Annotated in this window: 20 protein-coding genes; 11 read left to right on the top strand and 9 right to left on the bottom strand. The window is 67.5% G+C overall.

The features are described 5' to 3' along the window. Positions 1-143: 143 nt before the first annotated feature. Together MUB46_RS01265 and MUB46_RS01260 are read left to right on the top strand one after the other, a co-directional pair. A complete protein-coding gene (locus tag MUB46_RS01265) occupies positions 144-368 on the top strand; it encodes a tautomerase family protein (RefSeq protein WP_261614046.1) in 225 nt (74 codons plus the stop codon). A 211-nt stretch (positions 369-579) separates the two neighbouring features. Next, complete coding sequence (locus MUB46_RS01260; protein WP_261614045.1) at positions 580-1,311, top strand: YrhK family protein; 732 nt, start codon at positions 580-582, stop codon at positions 1,309-1,311. A gap of 16 nt (positions 1,312-1,327) precedes the next feature. On the opposite strand, the gene MUB46_RS01255 is transcribed toward MUB46_RS01260, so the two are convergent. After that, positions 1,328-1,693, bottom strand: coding sequence for a hypothetical protein (locus tag MUB46_RS01255; protein WP_261614044.1), 366 nt, complete (start codon positions 1,691-1,693; stop codon positions 1,328-1,330). Positions 1,694-1,776: 83 nt separating this feature from the next. Between MUB46_RS01255 and MUB46_RS01250 the strand changes: the two genes are divergently transcribed. Then, entirely contained in the window at positions 1,777-3,315 is a 1,539-nt protein-coding gene (locus MUB46_RS01250; protein WP_261614043.1) for an MFS transporter, read from the top strand. A 49-nt stretch (positions 3,316-3,364) separates the two neighbouring features. On the opposite strand, the gene MUB46_RS01245 is transcribed toward MUB46_RS01250, so the two are convergent. Both MUB46_RS01245 and MUB46_RS01240 read right to left on the bottom strand, forming a co-directional pair. Continuing rightward, on the bottom strand, positions 3,365-4,834 hold the full coding sequence (locus tag MUB46_RS01245; RefSeq protein WP_261614042.1) for an aldehyde dehydrogenase family protein: 1,470 nt from the start codon (positions 4,832-4,834) through the stop codon (positions 3,365-3,367). Between the two features lie 215 nt (positions 4,835-5,049). After that, a complete protein-coding gene (locus tag MUB46_RS01240) occupies positions 5,050-5,622 on the bottom strand; it encodes a TetR/AcrR family transcriptional regulator (protein ID WP_261614041.1) in 573 nt (190 codons plus the stop codon). A 92-nt stretch (positions 5,623-5,714) separates the two neighbouring features. Here MUB46_RS01240 and MUB46_RS01235 point away from each other — a divergent pair, with 92 nt between their 5' ends. Further along, positions 5,715-6,506: a crotonase/enoyl-CoA hydratase family protein gene (locus tag MUB46_RS01235; RefSeq protein ID WP_261614040.1), complete on the top strand. Its 792-nt coding sequence runs from the start codon at positions 5,715-5,717 to the stop codon at positions 6,504-6,506. A 10-nt stretch (positions 6,507-6,516) separates the two neighbouring features. Here MUB46_RS01235 and hppD read toward each other — a convergent pair whose 3' ends face one another. Then, positions 6,517-7,635 (bottom strand): 4-hydroxyphenylpyruvate dioxygenase, encoded by a 1,119-nt coding sequence (gene hppD, locus MUB46_RS01230; protein ID WP_261614039.1) that lies wholly within the window; start codon positions 7,633-7,635, stop codon positions 6,517-6,519. 164 nt (positions 7,636-7,799) lie between these two features. On the opposite strand from hppD, the gene MUB46_RS01225 reads away from it, so the two are divergent. Both MUB46_RS01225 and MUB46_RS01220 read left to right on the top strand, forming a co-directional pair. Continuing rightward, complete coding sequence (locus MUB46_RS01225) at positions 7,800-8,264, top strand: Lrp/AsnC family transcriptional regulator (protein ID WP_261614038.1); 465 nt, start codon at positions 7,800-7,802, stop codon at positions 8,262-8,264. A gap of 9 nt (positions 8,265-8,273) precedes the next feature. After that, entirely contained in the window at positions 8,274-9,023 is a 750-nt protein-coding gene (locus MUB46_RS01220) for a hypothetical protein (protein WP_261614037.1), read from the top strand. Positions 9,024-9,063: 40 nt separating this feature from the next. On the opposite strand, the gene otnI is transcribed toward MUB46_RS01220, so the two are convergent. Both otnI and MUB46_RS01210 read right to left on the bottom strand, forming a co-directional pair. Beyond that, positions 9,064-9,843, bottom strand: a complete 780-nt coding sequence (gene otnI / locus MUB46_RS01215) for a 2-oxo-tetronate isomerase (protein WP_261614036.1) — start codon at positions 9,841-9,843, stop codon at positions 9,064-9,066. A 46-nt stretch (positions 9,844-9,889) separates the two neighbouring features. Beyond that, entirely contained in the window at positions 9,890-11,116 is a 1,227-nt protein-coding gene (locus MUB46_RS01210; protein ID WP_261614035.1) for an APC family permease, read from the bottom strand. A gap of 111 nt (positions 11,117-11,227) precedes the next feature. Here MUB46_RS01210 and MUB46_RS01205 point away from each other — a divergent pair, with 111 nt between their 5' ends. The 3 genes from MUB46_RS01205 to MUB46_RS01195 all read left to right on the top strand — a co-directional run bounded on the left by MUB46_RS01205 (position 11,228) and on the right by MUB46_RS01195 (position 13,546). Next, positions 11,228-11,626 (top strand): mannan-binding lectin, encoded by a 399-nt coding sequence (locus tag MUB46_RS01205; RefSeq protein WP_261614034.1) that lies wholly within the window; start codon positions 11,228-11,230, stop codon positions 11,624-11,626. 367 nt (positions 11,627-11,993) lie between these two features. After that, positions 11,994-12,977 (top strand): zinc-dependent alcohol dehydrogenase family protein, encoded by a 984-nt coding sequence (locus tag MUB46_RS01200; RefSeq protein WP_261614428.1) that lies wholly within the window; start codon positions 11,994-11,996, stop codon positions 12,975-12,977. Positions 12,978-13,087: 110 nt separating this feature from the next. Then, complete coding sequence (locus tag MUB46_RS01195) at positions 13,088-13,546, top strand: GNAT family N-acetyltransferase (RefSeq protein ID WP_261614033.1); 459 nt, start codon at positions 13,088-13,090, stop codon at positions 13,544-13,546. 27 nt (positions 13,547-13,573) lie between these two features. Here the strand turns inward: MUB46_RS01195 and MUB46_RS01190 are convergent, their stop codons facing one another. From MUB46_RS01190 to MUB46_RS01180, 3 genes are read right to left on the bottom strand one after another with little or no spacing between them, the layout of a single operon-like run. Beyond that, positions 13,574-13,888 carry an MliC family protein gene (locus MUB46_RS01190; protein WP_261614032.1) on the bottom strand — a complete coding sequence of 105 codons (315 nt, stop codon included), beginning with the start codon at positions 13,886-13,888 and terminating at the stop codon, positions 13,574-13,576. 28 nt (positions 13,889-13,916) lie between these two features. After that, positions 13,917-14,228 carry an MliC family protein gene (locus tag MUB46_RS01185; RefSeq protein ID WP_261614031.1) on the bottom strand — a complete coding sequence of 104 codons (312 nt, stop codon included), beginning with the start codon at positions 14,226-14,228 and terminating at the stop codon, positions 13,917-13,919. Positions 14,229-14,284: 56 nt separating this feature from the next. After that, positions 14,285-15,862, bottom strand: coding sequence for a bifunctional aminoglycoside phosphotransferase/ATP-binding protein (locus tag MUB46_RS01180; RefSeq protein ID WP_261614030.1), 1,578 nt, complete (start codon positions 15,860-15,862; stop codon positions 14,285-14,287). A 182-nt stretch (positions 15,863-16,044) separates the two neighbouring features. On the opposite strand from MUB46_RS01180, the gene MUB46_RS01175 reads away from it, so the two are divergent. Together MUB46_RS01175 and MUB46_RS01170 are read left to right on the top strand one after the other, a co-directional pair. Next, on the top strand, positions 16,045-16,440 hold the full coding sequence (locus tag MUB46_RS01175) for a hypothetical protein (protein ID WP_261614029.1): 396 nt from the start codon (positions 16,045-16,047) through the stop codon (positions 16,438-16,440). Between the two features lie 146 nt (positions 16,441-16,586). Continuing rightward, positions 16,587-17,051, top strand: a complete 465-nt coding sequence (locus MUB46_RS01170) for an Hsp20/alpha crystallin family protein (protein ID WP_261614028.1) — start codon at positions 16,587-16,589, stop codon at positions 17,049-17,051. Positions 17,052-17,219 lie beyond the last annotated feature (168 nt).

Here is a 17,219-nt window from a genome sequence, read left to right as displayed (position 1 = left end):
CCGGCTTTTCTTCGGCCAGTTCAGTTTCTGTACCGGGTCGATTCAGTTCGTGAACTGGCCGGCGGCGGCCGATCGGTGGGAGAGGTTTCGTCCAGGCGCCGCGGATCCTCCCGGCGCGAGGACGCAAGAGGAAAGGAAACACCATGCCGCTCGTCGATATCCAGCTGATCGAAGGCGTTTTCGACAAGGCCCAGAAGCAGGAGATGATTGCCAAGGTCACCGAGGCGATGGTCGAGATTGAAGGCGAGGCCATGCGCGGCGTCACCTGGGTGCGGGTGCACGAGGTCGCCAGCGGCGAATGGGGCATCGGCGGCAAGGGCATCACCGCCGACGACGTCAGGGCGATCCAGAGAAACGGCGGCGCCTGAGGCCGCGGCGCGGCCGCAATCGGAAATGCCGGCCCGGCGCCTCAACCCAAAGGCCCGCAATCGGAAGCCCCCGGCCGCCGCAACGGCGGTCGGGTCTTCCGTGGTGCCGCGTGGTGGCCGATCCTGTGCGGGATCGGCCGGGCGTTTTGCCCCGGCGGCCGGGGCGCGCTAGCCTGCCTCGCGATCCCGTTCGCCGGAGGCATCGCGTTCCATGCCCCATCTCATCGCCAACCGGCCGCGCCTGTACGATCTGACCCGGGCGCATCCGAGCGCGCGCGACCAGTTCCGCTGGGAAACGATCAACGCCGTCACCTACAAGCTCGGCGGGGTCGTCTTCATCGTCGGCAGCGTGATGTTCTTTCCGCAGCTTGAGGCCTGGGCGGATGTCGGCGCCTGGCTCTTCGTCGTCGGCTCGCTGATGTATCTCGCCGTCAACCTCCACGACGTCGCCGAGGTGGTGCGCCACCGTCGCGAGACACGGCACACGCCGCAGCGCACCGGACTGAACTGGACGGTCGCCAAGCTGACGCTCGAGGCGCTTGCGGTCGGCGCCTATGTCCTCGGCTCGCTGCTGTTCATCGTCGGCAGCGTGTTGTTTCTCTCCGCGATCGACTGGGTCGTCGGCGGCGCCTGGTGCTTCATCGTCGGCAGCCTGCTGTTCGTCGTCGGTGCTTCGGTCAACATCCTGCAGATCGTCGAGGCCGAGAGCCTGGTCACGATGCAGCTCATGAACCTGACGGCGGTGACCTACGTCATCGGCTCGGTGCTCTTCGCCGTCGCCTCGGTGCCCTATCTGTGGCGCTTCGCGGCGTCTGCCGACGAGACGCGGACGCTCACCTTTCTCGCCGCCCAGTTCGTTATCGGCAGCGCGCTGTTCCTGCTCGGCGGCCTGTTCAACTACCGCCGCGCCTTCCTGGTGATCCGGCGCAAGCTGCGGGCGTGACGAAGCGCGCCGCCCCTCACGGCCGCGCCGCCGTATCCACCACCCGCATCGTTCCCACCGCCACCGCGAACGGCGCCCCGCCCGCCGTGAGCACCGCGCGGTCGGTGCCTTCGTGGAAGTCGAACATCGCGTTGAGCACGACGTCGTCGCGGCCCTGATAGGCGCGCGGCCGGTAGATGACGATGCCCATGCGCTGATCCAGCCGCTTGTAGACATAGGCCGCTTCGCCGACGCGCTGGCCGCCCGCCGTTACATAGCAGTGGTCTTCGGTCTCGTAGGTGACGGTGTGCACGGAGATGTCGGTGAAGTCGCCGTGCTCGGAATGGTGCACGCCGGTCCATTCGATGCTGAGCCCCACAAGGGACTTGGGCGCGTCCATCATGGCAGCCTCCTCTCGCCGCTTGCCTTGTGGGGGCAGGGTAGCCCGGTTACGGTGCGGCATCAAAGATCGGAAGGCGGCGTACTATGGCGGCTGTGCCGGACCAGCCTTACGAAAAGCGGTGGCGGGCGCTCGTCGGGATCTCGATCCTGTGCTTCGTCGTGTTCGTCGATTTCACCGTCGTCAACACGATCCTGCCCGGCATCCAGCGCGACCTGCGGACAACCAACGACCAGCTCCAGTGGGTGATGAACGCCTTCTTCCTGATGCTGGTGGTGTTCATGGTCACGAACGGGCGGCTCGGCGACATCTACGGACGGCGCAAGGCGCTCTATATCGGCGTCGTCGTCTTCGCCATCGCCTCGTTCGTGGCCGGGGCCGCGCCGAGCGCGGAGGTTCTGATCGCCTGCCGCTTCGTGCAAGGCATCTGCGGGGCCGCCCTTCTGACCTGTTCGATCGGCCTGGTGAACCACCATTTCCCCGAGGCCGAGCGGGGCCGCGCGTTGGCGGTGTTCATGAGCGTCACGGGCTTCGGCATGGCCGTCGGCCCGCTGATCGGGGGCGTCCTGATGTCGGCGCTCTCGTGGCGCTGGGCCTTCTACGTCAACGTGCCGGTGGTGGTCGTCGGCTTCCTCGTCGCTTTCGATGCGGTGATCGAGACGCCGCCGCAGACCGGGGAAAAGGTGGATTGGCTCGGCCTCGCCTTCCTGACGCCGGGCATGGCGGGGCTCGTCGTCGCCATCATGAAGGCCAACGAATGGGGCTGGGCCTCACCGCTGTTCCTGGCGACGGCGGCGGCGGCCATCGTGTTGCTCGCCGTCTTTTTCGTCGTCGAGCGGCGGGTGGCGTTCCCGATCATCGATTTCGCGCTGTTCGGCAACCGCGTGTTTCTGGCCTGCACGGTGGTGGCCCTGACGCTCGGCGGCTTCATCGGGCTCGGCAGCTTCATGGCGCCGCAATACCTGCAGACCGTGCGCGGCGAGGCGCCCTATGTCGCCGGCCTGATGCTTCTGCCGATCTCCGCACTGGTGGTGGTCGTGCCGCCGCTCATCGGCAGGCTGGCCGACGAGCACGGCCCGATGCGCTTCATTGCCCTCGGTCAGGTGGGGCTCGTTCTGTCGGCGCTGGCGCAGATCTTCTTCGCGCCGGATAGCGCCGTGCCGTTCGTCTTGTTCGGCCTCGGCCTGTTCGGTCTCGGCTGGGGGCTGCAGCAGGCGACCGCGACGCTCGCCGCGACCGCGCCGTTTCCGACGGCGCGCGCGAGTGTCGTCATCGGCGTGCTCTATTCGATCTGGAATGTCGGCTCGAGCCTTGCCCTGGCCATCGGCGGGCTGATCTTCGAAGTGCTCGACAAGGCGAGCCTCGATGCCGCTCTCGCGGCCGAAGCCATCACCCTGACCGATGCCGACCGTCACGTGGTGGCGAGCCTCCTGTCCGATCCGAGCCAGGCGACGACGGCGCTGGGGGCGCTGACGCCGGGCCTGGAGGAGAAGATCCTGCCGCTGTTCCGCGACGCCTTCATGGCCGGCTATCACGGCGCCATGTGGTACCTGTTGATCACCTGCGCGGTCGGCGCGGTGCTGGTCCCGCTGATCGCGCGCGGTGGCAGGGCGCGGGCGGCTTAGCCCTTGCAAAAGCACGGCTTTCGCTGCCGATGGCGCCACGACGGCGCCTCTAATCGTGCTTGAACACCACGGTTTTGGTGGTCGAGAACTCGTAGAGCGCGTCGAAGCCCTTTTCGCGGCCGTGGCCGGATTTCTTGCGCCCGCCGAAGGGCAGCTCGATGCCGCCGCCGGCGCCGTAGCAGTTGACGAAGACCTGGCCCACCTGAAGCGCCTTGGCGACGCGCATCTGGCGGCCGCCATCCGCCGTCCACACGCCGGCGACGAGGCCGTAGTCGGAGGCATTGGCGAGCTGGATCGCATCGGCCTCGTCGTCGAACGGGATCGCCGACAGCACCGGGCCGAACACCTCTTCGCAGGCAAGCCGGTTCTCGCGCGGCACCGGGCCGAACAGGGCGGGCGCGGCATAGAAGCCGCCGGCCGGCGCGTCCGGGGCGATGCCGCCCTCGGCCAGGAGAGGGACGCCGTCCGATTTCGCCTGGGCGACGAAGCCGGCCACCCGGTCGCGCTGGCCCGCGTTGATCAGCGGACCGACGTCGAGATCGGCCTGGTGCGGCCCGGCCCGCAGGGTCGAGAACCGCGCGGCGAGGTCCGCGGTGACAACATCATAGATGCCCTTTTCGATCAGCACGCGGCTGCCGGCCGAGCAGGTCTGGCCGCCGTTCTGGATGATCGCCGAAACGACGATCGGCAGAGCCGCGTCGAGATCGGCGTCGGCGAACAGGATCTGCGGCGACTTGCCGCCGAGCTCCAGCGTCGCGCCGATATGGTTCTTCGCCGCCGCCGCCTGCACCAGCGTGCCGACCTCCGGCGAGCCGGTGAACGACAGGAAGTCGATGTCCGGATGGCCCGCCAGCGCCGCGCCGGCCTCCTCGCCATAGCCGGTCACCACGTTGATCGCGCCGGCCGGGAAGCCGGCCTCGAGCGCCAGTTCGGTCAGGCGCAGCGGCGTCATGCAGGCATCCTCCGCCGGCTTGATCACCACCGCGTTGCCCATCGCCAGCGCCCCGCCGACCGAGCGGCCGAACATCTGGGCGGGATAGTTCCACGGGATGATGTGGCCGGTGACGCCGTGCGGCTCGCGCAGGGTCAGCGCCATGTGGCCGGGCAGGAAGGGCAGGGTGTCGCCGTGCAGCTTGTCGCAGGCGCCGGCGTAGAATTCGAAGTAGCGCGCCGCCGCGGTGATGTCGGCCTTGCCCTGGCGCGCCGGCTTGCCGGTATCGCGGGATTCGAGCGCGGCGAGTTCGTCGAAGTGGTCGAGGATCGCGCGCGCGAGCGCCATCAGCAGGCGTCCGCGCTCGTGCGGGGGCATCGTGCCCCAGGCGCCGTCGAAGGCGGCCCGCGCAGCCGACACGGCCCGACTGACATCCGACGGACCCGACCGCGCAATCGACGCGAAGGCGACGCCGTCGGAGGGGCACAGCACCTCGATCGTGCGCCCGTCGGCGGCCGCCACCGTGTCGCCGCCGATGATGTTGCCGTAGGCCTTGAGCCCGCTGTCGATCGTCGCCGCCACCGTCATGGACGTCCTCCCTCCCGGTCGTGTCACGGCGAGAGTAGGGCGGCAAACCGGACCGCTCAAGCAGGCGAAGGCACGAAAAAGAACAGGCGGCGCCGGCTGGCACCGCCTGTCTCCGCCGGTTTCCGGCGTCCCCGTCTCGATCGAGAAAAGTCCTAGGTGTTTCGACTGTGAACTTCGTTGGTTAACAGTCGGTAAAGGCGCCTGCGCCGCCGCTGCTACGGCCGGTGCGACACCAGGTCCCGCGCGGCCTCGCCGGCATCGATGACATAGGCCGGGTCGCGATGGATGAGCGCGCTGGCGAAGGCGCCTTCCATAAGCAGGCTCACCCGTCGCGCCAGTGTGTCGGACGCGGCGATGCCGTCGGCGGCGAACATGTCCGCCAGCCATTGCTCGAAGCGTTTCTTGTGGGCGGCACCGGCCTTGACGGCGGGGTGTCCGGGCATGGCCGCCAGTTCTCCGGCGGTGCGCAGGAAGCCGCAGCCACGCCACTTCGGGTGCCTTGCCCCCTTGGCGACGCCCTCGAAGATCGCGAACACCTTGTCCGATAGGGGGCCGTCGGTCTCGTCGAACCATTTCCGGAAGGTGTCCAGGTTGGGCTGGTCGCGCGATGTCAGGTACTCGGTGACGAGATCGTCCTTGCTCTTGAAGTGGTAATAGAGCGTCTTCTTGGTGACGCCGGCCTTCTCCGCCACCGCATCGACGCTCACCGCCCGGATGCCCTGCGCATAGAAGAGCCGATTGGCAGCATTGAGGATGCGTTTCCTCGTTTCGGCGCTGTCGCGTGGCATCGTATGTATACCGACTAGTGAGTTTACAGGACACTATCCCGGCGCCAGCCTCCCGGCAAGTTTGTCAGGACCTGGAAGACGATGGAGATGTCATGTCCGAACTTGTGACCGTTGAAGCCCGAAATGAACTGGCCCTTGTGACGCTGAACCGTCCGGAGAAGCTCAACGCGCTTAACTACGCGCTGATCGACCGGCTGATGGCGGTGCTGGACGGTCTGGAAGCCGATCCGGCCGTCAGGGCCGTCATCCTGACCGGGGCGGGCGAGCGGGCCTTTTCCGCCGGAGGCGACATCCCCGAATTCGCCGGCAGCGTGGCGGCGGGCGTCGATGTCGCCGTCCGCGACTTCTGCCGCCGGGGCCAGGCAATGACGGCGCGTCTGGAGTCGTTTCCGAAGCCGGTGATCGCGGCGGTCAACGGCATCGCATACGGCGGCGGATGCGAAATCACCGAAGCGGCGCATCTGGCCGTCGCCAGCGAGCGTGCCCTGTTCGCCAAGCCGGAAATCAACATTGGCATTCCGCCGACATTCGGCGGAACTCAGCGGCTGCCGCGTCTCGCCGGTCGCAAGCGCGCGCTGGAACTGTTGCTGACCGGCGACCCGTTCGGCCCTGAACGGGCCCGCGAGATCGGGCTGGTCAATCGCGTCGTGCCGCACGACGACCTGCTGCCCGAAGCCTTCGCCCTGGCGGGCCGCATACTGCGACATTCGTCGCTGGCCGCCGCGCGCATCATCACCGCGGTCACACGCGGCATCAACGGTACGATCGACGAGGGGCTGTTGATCGAGCGCGAACAGTTTGCCCGGATGGCCGCGACGGACGATGCGCGCGAGGGGCTCGATGCATGGATCGCCCGCCGCGCGCCCGTCTATACGGGGCGATAGCGCCGGCCGCCTATTCCGCCGCGTCGGCCTTCAGCACGCCGCGGCGGATCTGGTCTTCCTCGATCGACTCGAACAGGGCGCGGAAGTTGCCTTCGCCGAAGCCGTCGTCGCCCTTGCGCTGGATGAACTCGAAGAAGATCGGCCCGATCACGGTCTTGGAGAAGATCTGCAGCAGGATGCGGGTCTCGCCGCCGTCGACCACGCCCTCGCCGTCGATCAGGATGCCGTGCGTCTTCAGGGCCTCGATCGGCTCCTGGTGCCCGTGCACGCGCTCGTGGCTCTTCTCGTAATAGGTATCCGGCGGGCCGGGCATGAACGTCACGCCGTTGTCGGCGAGCCTGTCGGTCGCGGCATAGATGTCCTCGGTGCCCACGGCGATGTGCTGGATGCCTTCGCCCTTGTAATCCTTGAGATATTCCTCGATCTGGGAGTTCTCGTCGGCCGACTCGTTGATCGGGATGCGGATCTTGCCGCACGGGCTCGTCAGCGCCCGCGAGAACAGGCCGGTCAGCTTGCCCTCGATGTCGAAGAAGCGGATCTGGCGGAAGTTGAACAGCGTGACGTAATAGTCGAACCACGTGTCCATGTTGCCGCGCCGGACATTGTGGGTCAGGTGGTCGAGATAGTAGAAGCCGTGGCCTTCCGGCTTAGGATCCTCCGCGCCGAGCCACGCGAAGTCCGCCGAATAGGGCGAGCCTTTCTCGCCGTAGCTGTCGACGAAATAGATGAGGCTGCCGCCGATGCCGCGGATCGCGGGGGCGTCGAGCGTCTTTGCACCCTCCTCGCCCTCATAGGGCGTCGCGCCGAGTTCGACCGCGCGCTTGAAGGTGTGCTGCGCGTCGACCACGCGCCAGGCCATCGATGGCGCGCACGGCCCGTGCGCCGCGACGAACTGCGCCGGGAAGCTGTCGGGATCGGCGTTGACGACATAGTTGATGTCGCCCTGCCGGTAGACCCAGATGTCGCGCGTCTTGTGCTTGGCCACCGGCGAAAAGCCCATGCGCGCGAACAGGTCCTTCAGGACCGCGGCGTCGGGGTGGGCGAACTCGACGAACTCGAAGCCGTCGGTGCCCATCGGATTCGTGTCGTCGATCCTGGCGGCCGGTGCGTCGTGCGGAAACGGACCCATGGCGATCTCCTCTCGCTGTCGCGGCCCTGTGCTGGCGGAGCAGCCGGGCCGATGCATGTTGTAGCGAGTATCGCGCATGCCTCGCGCGAGGTGTTTGCATAATCGACGAGCATCACGCACTGTATGCACAGTTCATGCATAAATAGGGGAAAGTACGCATAAGGATGGATATCGACGCGATCGATCTGCGCATCCTCGACGCGCTGCAGGAGAAGGGCGACCTGACCAATCAGGGGCTTGCCGAGCGGGTGCATCTGTCCGCCTCGCAGGTCTCCCGCCGGCGCGCGCGGCTCGAGCAGGACGGCGTCATTCGCCGTTACCGCGCCGAACTGGACGGGGAGCGACTGGGCCTGTCGACCGTCGTCTTCATCCATGTCACGCTGTCGCGCCACAACGCGGCCAATGCCCGCCGCTTCCGCGATCTCGCCGCGATGACGCCCGAGGTCCAGGAAGCCTATGCGCTGACCGGCGAGGCCGACTATCTCCTGAAGGTCGTGGTCGCGTCGCTCCCCGATCTCGCCCGCTTCGTCAACGACGTCCTGTTGCCGCACGAAAGCGTCAGTCAGGTGCGCTCCGAGGTGGTGCTGGAGACGTTGTCGGAGCGACGGTCCTTACCGATTGTGGTTTAAGCCGTCGCCATGACCACGCCGATACTGATTCTCAGCGGCCTTGCCGCGCTCGCCTTCATCGCCGCCCATCTCTTCATAGGCCGCCTGGTCTTTCTCGAAGGCAGGCCGCGCCACGCGCTGCTGTCGTTCGCCGGCGGGGTGGCGGTCACCTACGTCTTCCTGCACGTGCTGCCGGAGCTCGCCGGCCACCAGCACACCTTCGCCCGCGAGCTGCACCTGAGCGACAGCGCGGCGGAAGCCTGGGTCTACCTGATCGCGCTCGCAGGCCTCGTCTTCTTCTTCGGGCTGGACAATGCCGCCCGTCGCTCCCGTGGCCGCCGTCTTGCCGCAACCGGCGAGAGCCGGCTCGAGCGCGAGGTGAAGGGGCTGCATCTGGCCTCGTTCTTCTTCTTCAACTTCCTGATCGGCTACCTGCTCCTGCACCGCGAGCAGGCGGGCTATTGGTCGCTGGCGATCTACGTGGTCGCCATGCTGCTGCATCTTTCGACCAGCGATTTCGGGCAGCGCCAGGAGCACCCGGAGGACTACGATTCGGAAACGCGCTGGGTCCTCGCCGCCGGCGTGTCCGTCGGCTGGCTCGTCGGCGCGCTTGATACGGAGGTGCCGCCGATCCTCATCGGCTTCCTGTTCGCGTTCCTCGCCGGCGGTGTCATCATGAACACGCTGAAGGAGGAGCTGCCCGAGGACAAGGACAGCCGCTTCCTGCCCTTTGCCGCCGGGGCTGCGGCCTATGCGGCGCTGTTGCTGCTGATCCGCTAGACGCGCGCGCCTGCGGGCGAACCGATCCGCCTGGGGCCGATCACGCCCGGTACGGCTCGAACCAGTTCAGGCTCTCCGCGGTCCCGGCCGGCGGGCGGTATTCGCAGCCGATCCAGCCGGCATAGCCGCGCCTTTCCAGTTCGGCGAACACATGGGGATAGTTGATCTCGCCGGTGCCGGGATCGGCGCGCTCCGGCGGATTGGCGACCTGGACGTGCCGGCTGATGTCGAGATAGTCGCGGATCGCGTGGATCAGGTCGCCGCGCGTGACCTGGCGGTGATAGAGGTCGAGTTGCAGGCGGACATGCGCCGATCCGACCGCCTCGATCACCCGCCGCCCCGCTTCCAGGTCCGAGAGGAAGTAGCCCGGATTGTCGCGCTGGTTGATCGGCTCGATCAGGATGGTGACGCCCCGCGCCGCCGCCGCGTCGCCTGCCTTCTTCAGATTGGAGACGTAGGTGTCCATCGCCGCGTCCGGGTCGATGTCCGGGCCCGGAATGCCGGCCATCGCATGCAGCAGCGTGCAGTCGAGCGCCTCGGCATAGGCAAGCGCCGTGTCCAGCGCGGCGTCGAACTCCGCCTCGCGGCCGGGCATGGCGGCGAGGCCGCGCTCGCCAGCCTCCCAGTTTCCCGGTGGCAGGTTGAACAGCGCCTGCGTCAGGCCGTTATCGTCGAGCCGCGCGGCGATCTCTCCCGCCTCGAAGTCATAGGGAAACAGGAACTCGACGCCCTTGAAGCCCGCCTCCCGTGCCGTCGCGAAACGGTCGAGGAAAGGTAGCTCGGTGAACATCATCGACAGGTTGGCGGCAAAGCGCAGCATGGCGATTCCTGGGGGTGGGCCTTTGCAGTGAACCCGCAGCAGACGATCAAAGCAGGAAGCTCGTCAAGAGCAGGGCCGCCGACAGGATCGCCCCGAGCACCGGCACCGCGAACGGCACGGTGACGGCGGGGCGGGCCCCGCCGCGCCGCTTGATCTTGACCAGCGCCAGATTGACGACGACGAAGATCGTCAGGATCAACCGGGAACTCATGGCCGCCAGATCGGCGATCGGCAGCGTCGCGGCGAGGAACCCGGCAATGACGACGATGAACACGGTGGCGTTGACCGGCGTCCGCGTGCGCGCCGAGACGCGGCCGAACCAGCCCGGCAGGCGCCCGCGTCTGGCCAGCCCGTAGAGCATGCGCGGCGCCAGGATGAACTGGACGAGAACCCCGTTCAGCGCGGCCGAAATCGCGATCACCGTGACGATCGTCGCCGCCCCCGGCAGTCCGCGCGCGGCGACGAGCGCGAGCGGGGCCGGTGCGGCCGCAAGGTCGGCGACCGGAACAGCGAGCACGCAGATCGCGGCGACCGCGAGATAGATGAGGGTGGCCACGACCATCACGATCGCGATGGCGCGTGGCAGGGTGCGCTCCGGCTCGACCACCTCCTCGGCGACGTTGACCATGTCCTCGAAGCCGAGGAAGGCGAAGAAGGCGAGCACGCTGCCGGCGAGGATCCCCGACCAGGCCGCCCAGGTCGGCGGCGGCGCGATCTCGCCGATCCGGGTCAGGAGGTCTGGTTCGGCAAGCAGGGCGGAGACGGCGACGAGCACCAGGCCGGCGATCTCGATGACCGTCAGGATGGCGGCGAAGGTGGCCGACTCGACGATGCCGTAGGCGGATATGGCGCCGAGCGCGATGACGATGACCGCGACCAGAGCCCAGTTCGGCAAGGCGGCGATCGTCGTCATGTAGGTGGCGGCACCTGCGCCGATCGTCGCTGCGGCCAACGTCGCGACGACGACGACGGCAAGGCCGGTGATCAGCGTCAGGGTCGGCGAGCCGAACCCTTCGGCCACATAGGCCGCTTCGCCGGCGGCTTCCGGCAGGCGCGCTGTGAGCTCCATGTAGGAGAGCGCCGTCATGCCCGCGACGATACCGGCGATCAGGAACGAGACGGGCGCCGCCGTCCCCGCGATACCGGCCAGCGCCCCGATCAGCACATAGATGCCCGCGCCGACGACGACGCCAAGACCGTAGAACGATGTCAGCCACAGGCCGAGGCCGCGCTTGAGCGCGGGTTGCTCTTTGGACGCCGCGGGGGTGCTCATGAAGAATTCGGACAATCGGAACGGTCGAAGTCGGTCTTTCGTAACCCGATCCGGTCAAAGCTTCCAGGGATTCACCGGGTGTCGGGAATCCCGTTCATACGAGAGCCGCTCATGATTCACCGCCTGGCCGCAGCGATGGCTGCGGCATTTTTCGTCGTCGGCGTCGTTGCCGCCGCACCGGTCCTGGCCAGGGACATCAACGCCGGCCCGATCTGGAGCGATCAGGACGCCCGAAACAAGTGTCCTTCCGTTTGCGCGGGGGCGGGCGGGGCCTGGAACGGAAGCTGGCACACCACGGCTCCGGGGCGGATGTCGGTTTGCAGTTGCCGGTTCGGCGGCGGCAGCAGCGGCCGGCGCGAGGGGCGCAGCTTCGATGCCGGCCCGATCTGGAGCGACCAGCAGGCCAAGACCGTCTGTCCGGCGGTCTGCACGAGCCATAACCGGCGCTGGCAGGGAGAGTGGCGGACGACCGTTCCGGGGCGGATGTCGGAATGCACCTGCTACAGATGAGCGATAGTACCCGCGTCGATCGTCGCGGTATCGCGGGACTGGGGCTGCAGCCGTCGGTCCCGCGATACCAAGGGTCTAGATGCTCACCGGACCGAGCGCGGCAACCATGGTGCCGACAAGCACGGCGAGAAGCGCGAATTGACGCATGTCCAGCATCGCGAGGTCCCTCCGTCTGGGTTCGAAACCCTGGTACGCAGTACCGGGACACCCCGCAGCCCCTCCATTGCACAGCGTAGGGCACTTGCGCTAACCGGTGTTGAACGAACTCGTCCGGAATTGCTTCAACTGCCGGGCGGTTTTGCTTCAAATGTCGCCGTTACGGAACCGAACACGCAGACGGATTGTCGCCATGGCGCCTGAAGGCATGATGAAGGCAATGGTTCTGGAGGCGCCGGGTACGCCGCTCGTGATGCGAGAGCGGCCGATACCGGCGCCCCGCGCCGGCCAGGTGCTGATCGCTGTGCACGCCTGCGGCGTCTGCCGCACCGACCTGCATGTTGTCGACAACGAATTGCCCGACATTCCCTATCCGATCGTGCCGGGTCACGAAGTCGTCGGTACGGTGGCCGCGCTGGGCGAGGGCGTCGCCGGCCTGTCGCTCGGCGATCGCATCGGCGTGCCCTGGCTCGGCTGGACCTGCGGCGCGTGCCGCTATTGCCGGTCGGGACAGGAGAACCTGTGCAACCGGGCCCGGTTCACCGGCTATCAGCTCGACGGCGGCTATGCCACGCACATGCTCGCCGATGCCCGCTTCTGCTTCCCGCTGCCCGCAACCTTCGACGATCGGCACGCGGCGCCGCTCCTGTGCGCCGGTCTGATCGGCCATCGCGCCCACCGCATGGCCGGGGACGCGGAGACGATCGGCATCTACGGCTTCGGCGCCGCCGCCCACATCATGGCCCAGGTCGCCCGCCATCTCGGCCAGCGCGTTTTTGCCTTCACCCGGCCGGGCGACACCGCCGCCCAGGACTTCGCCGCCGCGCTCGGCGCCGAATGGGTCGGCGATTCCGACAAGCCGGCGCCCGAGCCGCTCGATTTCGCCGTGATCTTCGCGCCCGTCGGCGCGCTGGTGCCGGCGGCGCTCGAAGCCGTTCGCAAGGGTGGAACCGTCGTCTGCGCCGGGATCCACATGAGCGATATCCCGTCCTTTCCCTACTCGATCCTGTGGGGTGAGCGGGTGGTGCGTTCCGTCGCCAACCTGACCCGCGCCGACGGTGACGCGTTCCTCCGCATCGCTGCCGAGGTCCCGGTGGAGACGACCGTCGAGGCGGTCCCGCTGGACCAGGCCAACGATGCACTGGCCCGCCTGCGGGACGGGCGGCTCACCGGCGCGGCGGTGCTGCTGCCGTAGAGCATTTCGTGTGCCTCGCCCGAGGAGACGGCATTTCCGCGCGGAATGACGTTCGCCCTCGATGCGCCGATGGCGTAGCGTTAACGTCCTGCCACATCGAGGAGCCCTCCATGCAGCCGAAGTCCAATGTCCACGTCGTCCCTCTCGCCCCGGAGCACCGCGAGGACTGGGAACGGCTGTTCGCCGGATACGCCGCGTTCTACAAGGTCGCGCAGACGCCGCAGATGCGCGAGCGCGTTTGGCATTGGATCTTCGATCCCGACCATGAAGCCGAGGCGATCGTCGCCCTCGACGACGCCGGGCGGGCCATCGGGCTTGCCCACTATCAGGCCTTCGCCCGGCCGCTCGGCGCCAACACGGCCTGCTTCCTGAACGACTTGTTCGTCGATCCGCAGGCGCGCGGGTCCGGCGCCGCGGAAGCGCTGATGGTGGCGCTGCAGGAGATATGCCGCCAGCGCGACTGGGCGGTCATTCGCTGGTTGACGGCGGAGGACAACTACCGTGCCCGGGCATTCTACGACCGCATCGGTCGCAAGACGCCGTTCCTGGCGTATCAGATCGATGTCTGAGGCTGCCCCGGCTTTGCGGCTTCCGTGCTATTCGGCAACGCAGGGGAGCGGCTTGCTCATGCCGACGTGCCAGGAGGCCTGGTTGCCGCGCCCGCGCAGTTGGTATTTGCCGGACTTGTAGTGGAATCCATCGCCGCTCGGGACGGCCTGCATGGTCAGCGTCCCCAGATGGCTCGCCGACACAGTCGCGGTGCCGGCGTCGCTGTCGAAGGTGACGTGCAGCTTGAACCGGCCCTCGCAGCCATAGACCACGCTGGTCTGGCCGGCCTGGCCCGGTTGCGCCGGGGCCAGGCACGCCACCGTGCCTGCGACCGCAAGCGCTAGACGTCGAACTGGTCCCATCCCGTCCTCCGGTCGGTTGCTGGCGTGGTTACTCTTCGGCCGTGCAGTTGATCGGCGCCATCCTGCCGACTTCCCAGGTCGCCTCGTCGCCCTTTCCGCGCAGACCGTATTTGCCGTTCGTATAGTAGTAGCCCGAGCCCGATATGGCGATCGGCAGGGTGATCGGATCCTGGCCTTCGATCGTCACGACGGCGGTGTTTGGCTCGGCGTCGTTGTCGAAGACCACGTTCAGCGTGAGATCGCCGTCGCAGTTGAACACGGCCTCGATCTCCTCGGCGCCGGCAAGCCGCGGAGCGGCGAGAAGGACGAAAGCGGCGAGCACGAGGGGTAAGCGGGGCATGGAAGTCTCCTTGTTCGTGGACCCGACGGGGTTCGAGGATCCGACGGGTCCTATGGTCAATTCGAGGGTATTGATAAATCGATAGCAAGGGCCTGCCTGGCGCGGGCGATCGCATCCTCGCGTCCGCCGCCGGCATCGACGATTGTCCAGTCGATCGGACCGGTCTCGTATGCGAGCTGCCTTTTGACGATTTCGGCCGTGGCGTCGGAGGCGTCTCCCGTCCGGTCCGTGACTCGTCGCATCATGGTTTCGGGATTTGCCTGAAGCCACAGGCCGTCGAAAGCCACGCCGGCCGCGGTTCCGACGGCGCGGGCGGCATCGCGCTCGGCGGGTTTGGAATGGACGGCATCGAGGATCGCCCCGTGGCCGGCGGCGAGCGCCCGGGCGGCCCACGCCTCGATCTCGGCGTAGACCCGGGCGCCGACCGCCGGCGCGTAGGCCTCGTCCGGCAGCCGTTCGGTTTCCGAGGTGTCGAACAATACCTTGCGCATGATGTCGCTGCGCACCACCACGGCGCCCGGCGCCGGGCCGATATGGGGCGCGACGGCGTAGGCGACGGTGGTCTTTCCGCTGCCCGACAGCCCGCCGATGGCGACGAGCCGCGCCGGCGGCGGGTCGAGAAAGCCGCGTGCGACCTCGAACATAGTGCGCGCTTCCTCTTCGGCTTCCCGCCGCGCCGCGCCCGTCAGGTGCGCCGCGCGCGGGGCCGCGACCTTGGCGCGGATCGCCGCGCGCATGGACAGGAAGAGCGGCAGCAGCGCCAGTCCGTCGAGATCGTCCGGATCGCGCCGTTCGGTGAGCCAGCGGTTGAAGACCCGATTCGCCGGGGCGCGCAGGCCCCGCTGCCACAGGTCCATGATCAGGAAGGCGAGGTCGTAGAGGATATCGATGGTGGCGAGCGTTTCGTCGAACTCGATGGCATCGAAGATGACCGGAGCGCCGTCGATCAGCGCCACGTTGCCCAGATGCAGATCGCCGTGGCAGCGTCGCACCTGCCCCGCCGCCGCCCGCGACCGGATCAGGGGCGTGAGCCGGGCGAGCGCGTCGTCGGTGCGCTCGAGCAGATCGGCGACGGCGTCGGCGGCGAACAGGTCGGGATGCCCGGCGAGTTCGGCGCAGTTTTCCCGGGCGACCCGGGCGACCTCGCCGGCGGCATCGGCGGGATGCGCCACCGGCGCCCTGGCGTGCAGGTCGGCGACCCGTTCGGCCAGTTCGTCGATCAGGTGGTTGTCGAGGCCGCCCGTCGCCGTCAGCTTGTCGAGCGTCTTCGTCTCGTCGAAACGGCGCATGTGCACCGCCCATTCGACCGGCACCCCCTGTCCGCCGAGCGCCAGCGTTCCGTCCGCCTCGCGCGTGATCGGCACGGTGCCGAGATAGAGCTCGGGCGCGGTCAGCCGGTTGACGGCCACTTCGCGCTCGCAGACCGCCTTCCTGCGATCCAGTGTCGAGAAGTCGAGGAAGGGGAAGCGCACCGCACGCTTGATCTTGTAGACCGTGTCACCGGCCAGGAAGACGATCGCCGCATGGGTGTCGATCCGCTCGACCGCGGCAAGACCGGTTCCATAGGTCGCCGGATCGGCCAGAAACGCGGTGACTTCGGCCTGACAGGCCTGGTCTTCGGTGGTGGCGGTCATTGCGGCCCTTCGTGTTTCCCGTCCCGGAGTGGCCATGCGGTTGAGCTTTGTCAACGCCGCGAGATGGCTTTTCGCGGACAAGATAGGCGATGGTATGCTGCCCGGATATGATCGCCGTGACGCTTGCTCTCGAGGGGCGGGCAGGCTATCGCCGGACGAAATGGTTCAAGGAGTGGTACCGAATGACGAACTCTTCGCTGCATCTCAAGCGCATCCGGCTCAACCTCGCGCGCAGCCACGATCACCCGAACGGCAGCGACCATCACGGCTACGAATTCGTCGCGCCCCTTGATTCGGACGGCCATATCGACGCCGAGGTCTGGCGCAAGGCGCGGGATCGCTGCATCGTCCGCCGCTTCTGGGCGGGCGAACAGGACGAGATCGGCAAGCTTGTCCACAAGCCCGGTGGCGCTGAGTATGCCCGTTGGGTCTTCGACTACGACGACACCACCGACGATGACGACGAGGCCGGGTACCGCTTCGCCAGCCACGCGTTCCGCGTTGGCGAGTACGTGTCGATCCGCGACGAGGACGGCGACATGCACACCTTTCAGGTGGTTTCGGTCGAGCCCGCCTGAGCCATCGGGACTGAGGTCGCAGGAGGTATGCCCTCAAAACAGCGGAATTGGCTTCTTAGCTTCGTTCGGAACGATCCGCCGCGCGCATAAGAAGCCGGCAGAGGGCCGGAAGACGCGGCGGACACCTTGGGAAAGGAGGTCTGATCATGCGTCTTCCAGCACTCTGGGGTCGTGACAAGGACGACCCGTTCGGCGCCCTGCACCGCGAGGTGGAGAAGGTCTTCGACGATTTTACCAAGACCTGGCCGAGCGTCGGTGCCCTGACCGGGCGGTTTCTGATGCCCAATATCGACGTTCACGAGACCGACAAGGGCCTCGAGGTAACGGCCGAAGTGCCCGGCGTCGACGAGAAGGACGTCGAGGTGACGCTCGTCGACAACCTGCTCACCATCAGGGGCGAGAAGAAGTCCGAGCGCAAGGAAGGCGAGGAAGGCCGTATGGTCTCCGAGCGCTCCTACGGCGCATTCCAGCGCTCGTTCACGCTGCCCTACGAGGTCGACCCGAACAAGGTCGAGGCCCGGGTCGAGAAAGGCGTGCTCAAGATCAGCCTGCCCAAGTCGGCCGAGTCGAAGAAGAAGACCAGGAAAATCGCGATCAAGACCGCCAAGTAGCGGTTCGTCCGGAGTTGACGAAGCCCCGTCGCCGCGCAGGCGAGGGGGCTTCTTCACTTTTCGGGCACGCTATGCCGCCCCGTTGTGCCGACCCGTTGTACTGAAACGCAGCGGGACAGAGGCTGGCGCCGCCGGTGGCACCCGCTAAGATGTGCCGGCCTTCTGGAG

The sequence above is a fragment of the Microbaculum marinisediminis genome (genome assembly GCF_025397915.1).
GTDB classification, from domain to species: Bacteria; Pseudomonadota; Alphaproteobacteria; order Rhizobiales; family Tepidamorphaceae; genus Microbaculum; species Microbaculum marinisediminis.
Note: the sequence above shows the minus strand (reverse complement) of the source record. Positions and strands in the feature narration are given on the sequence as shown.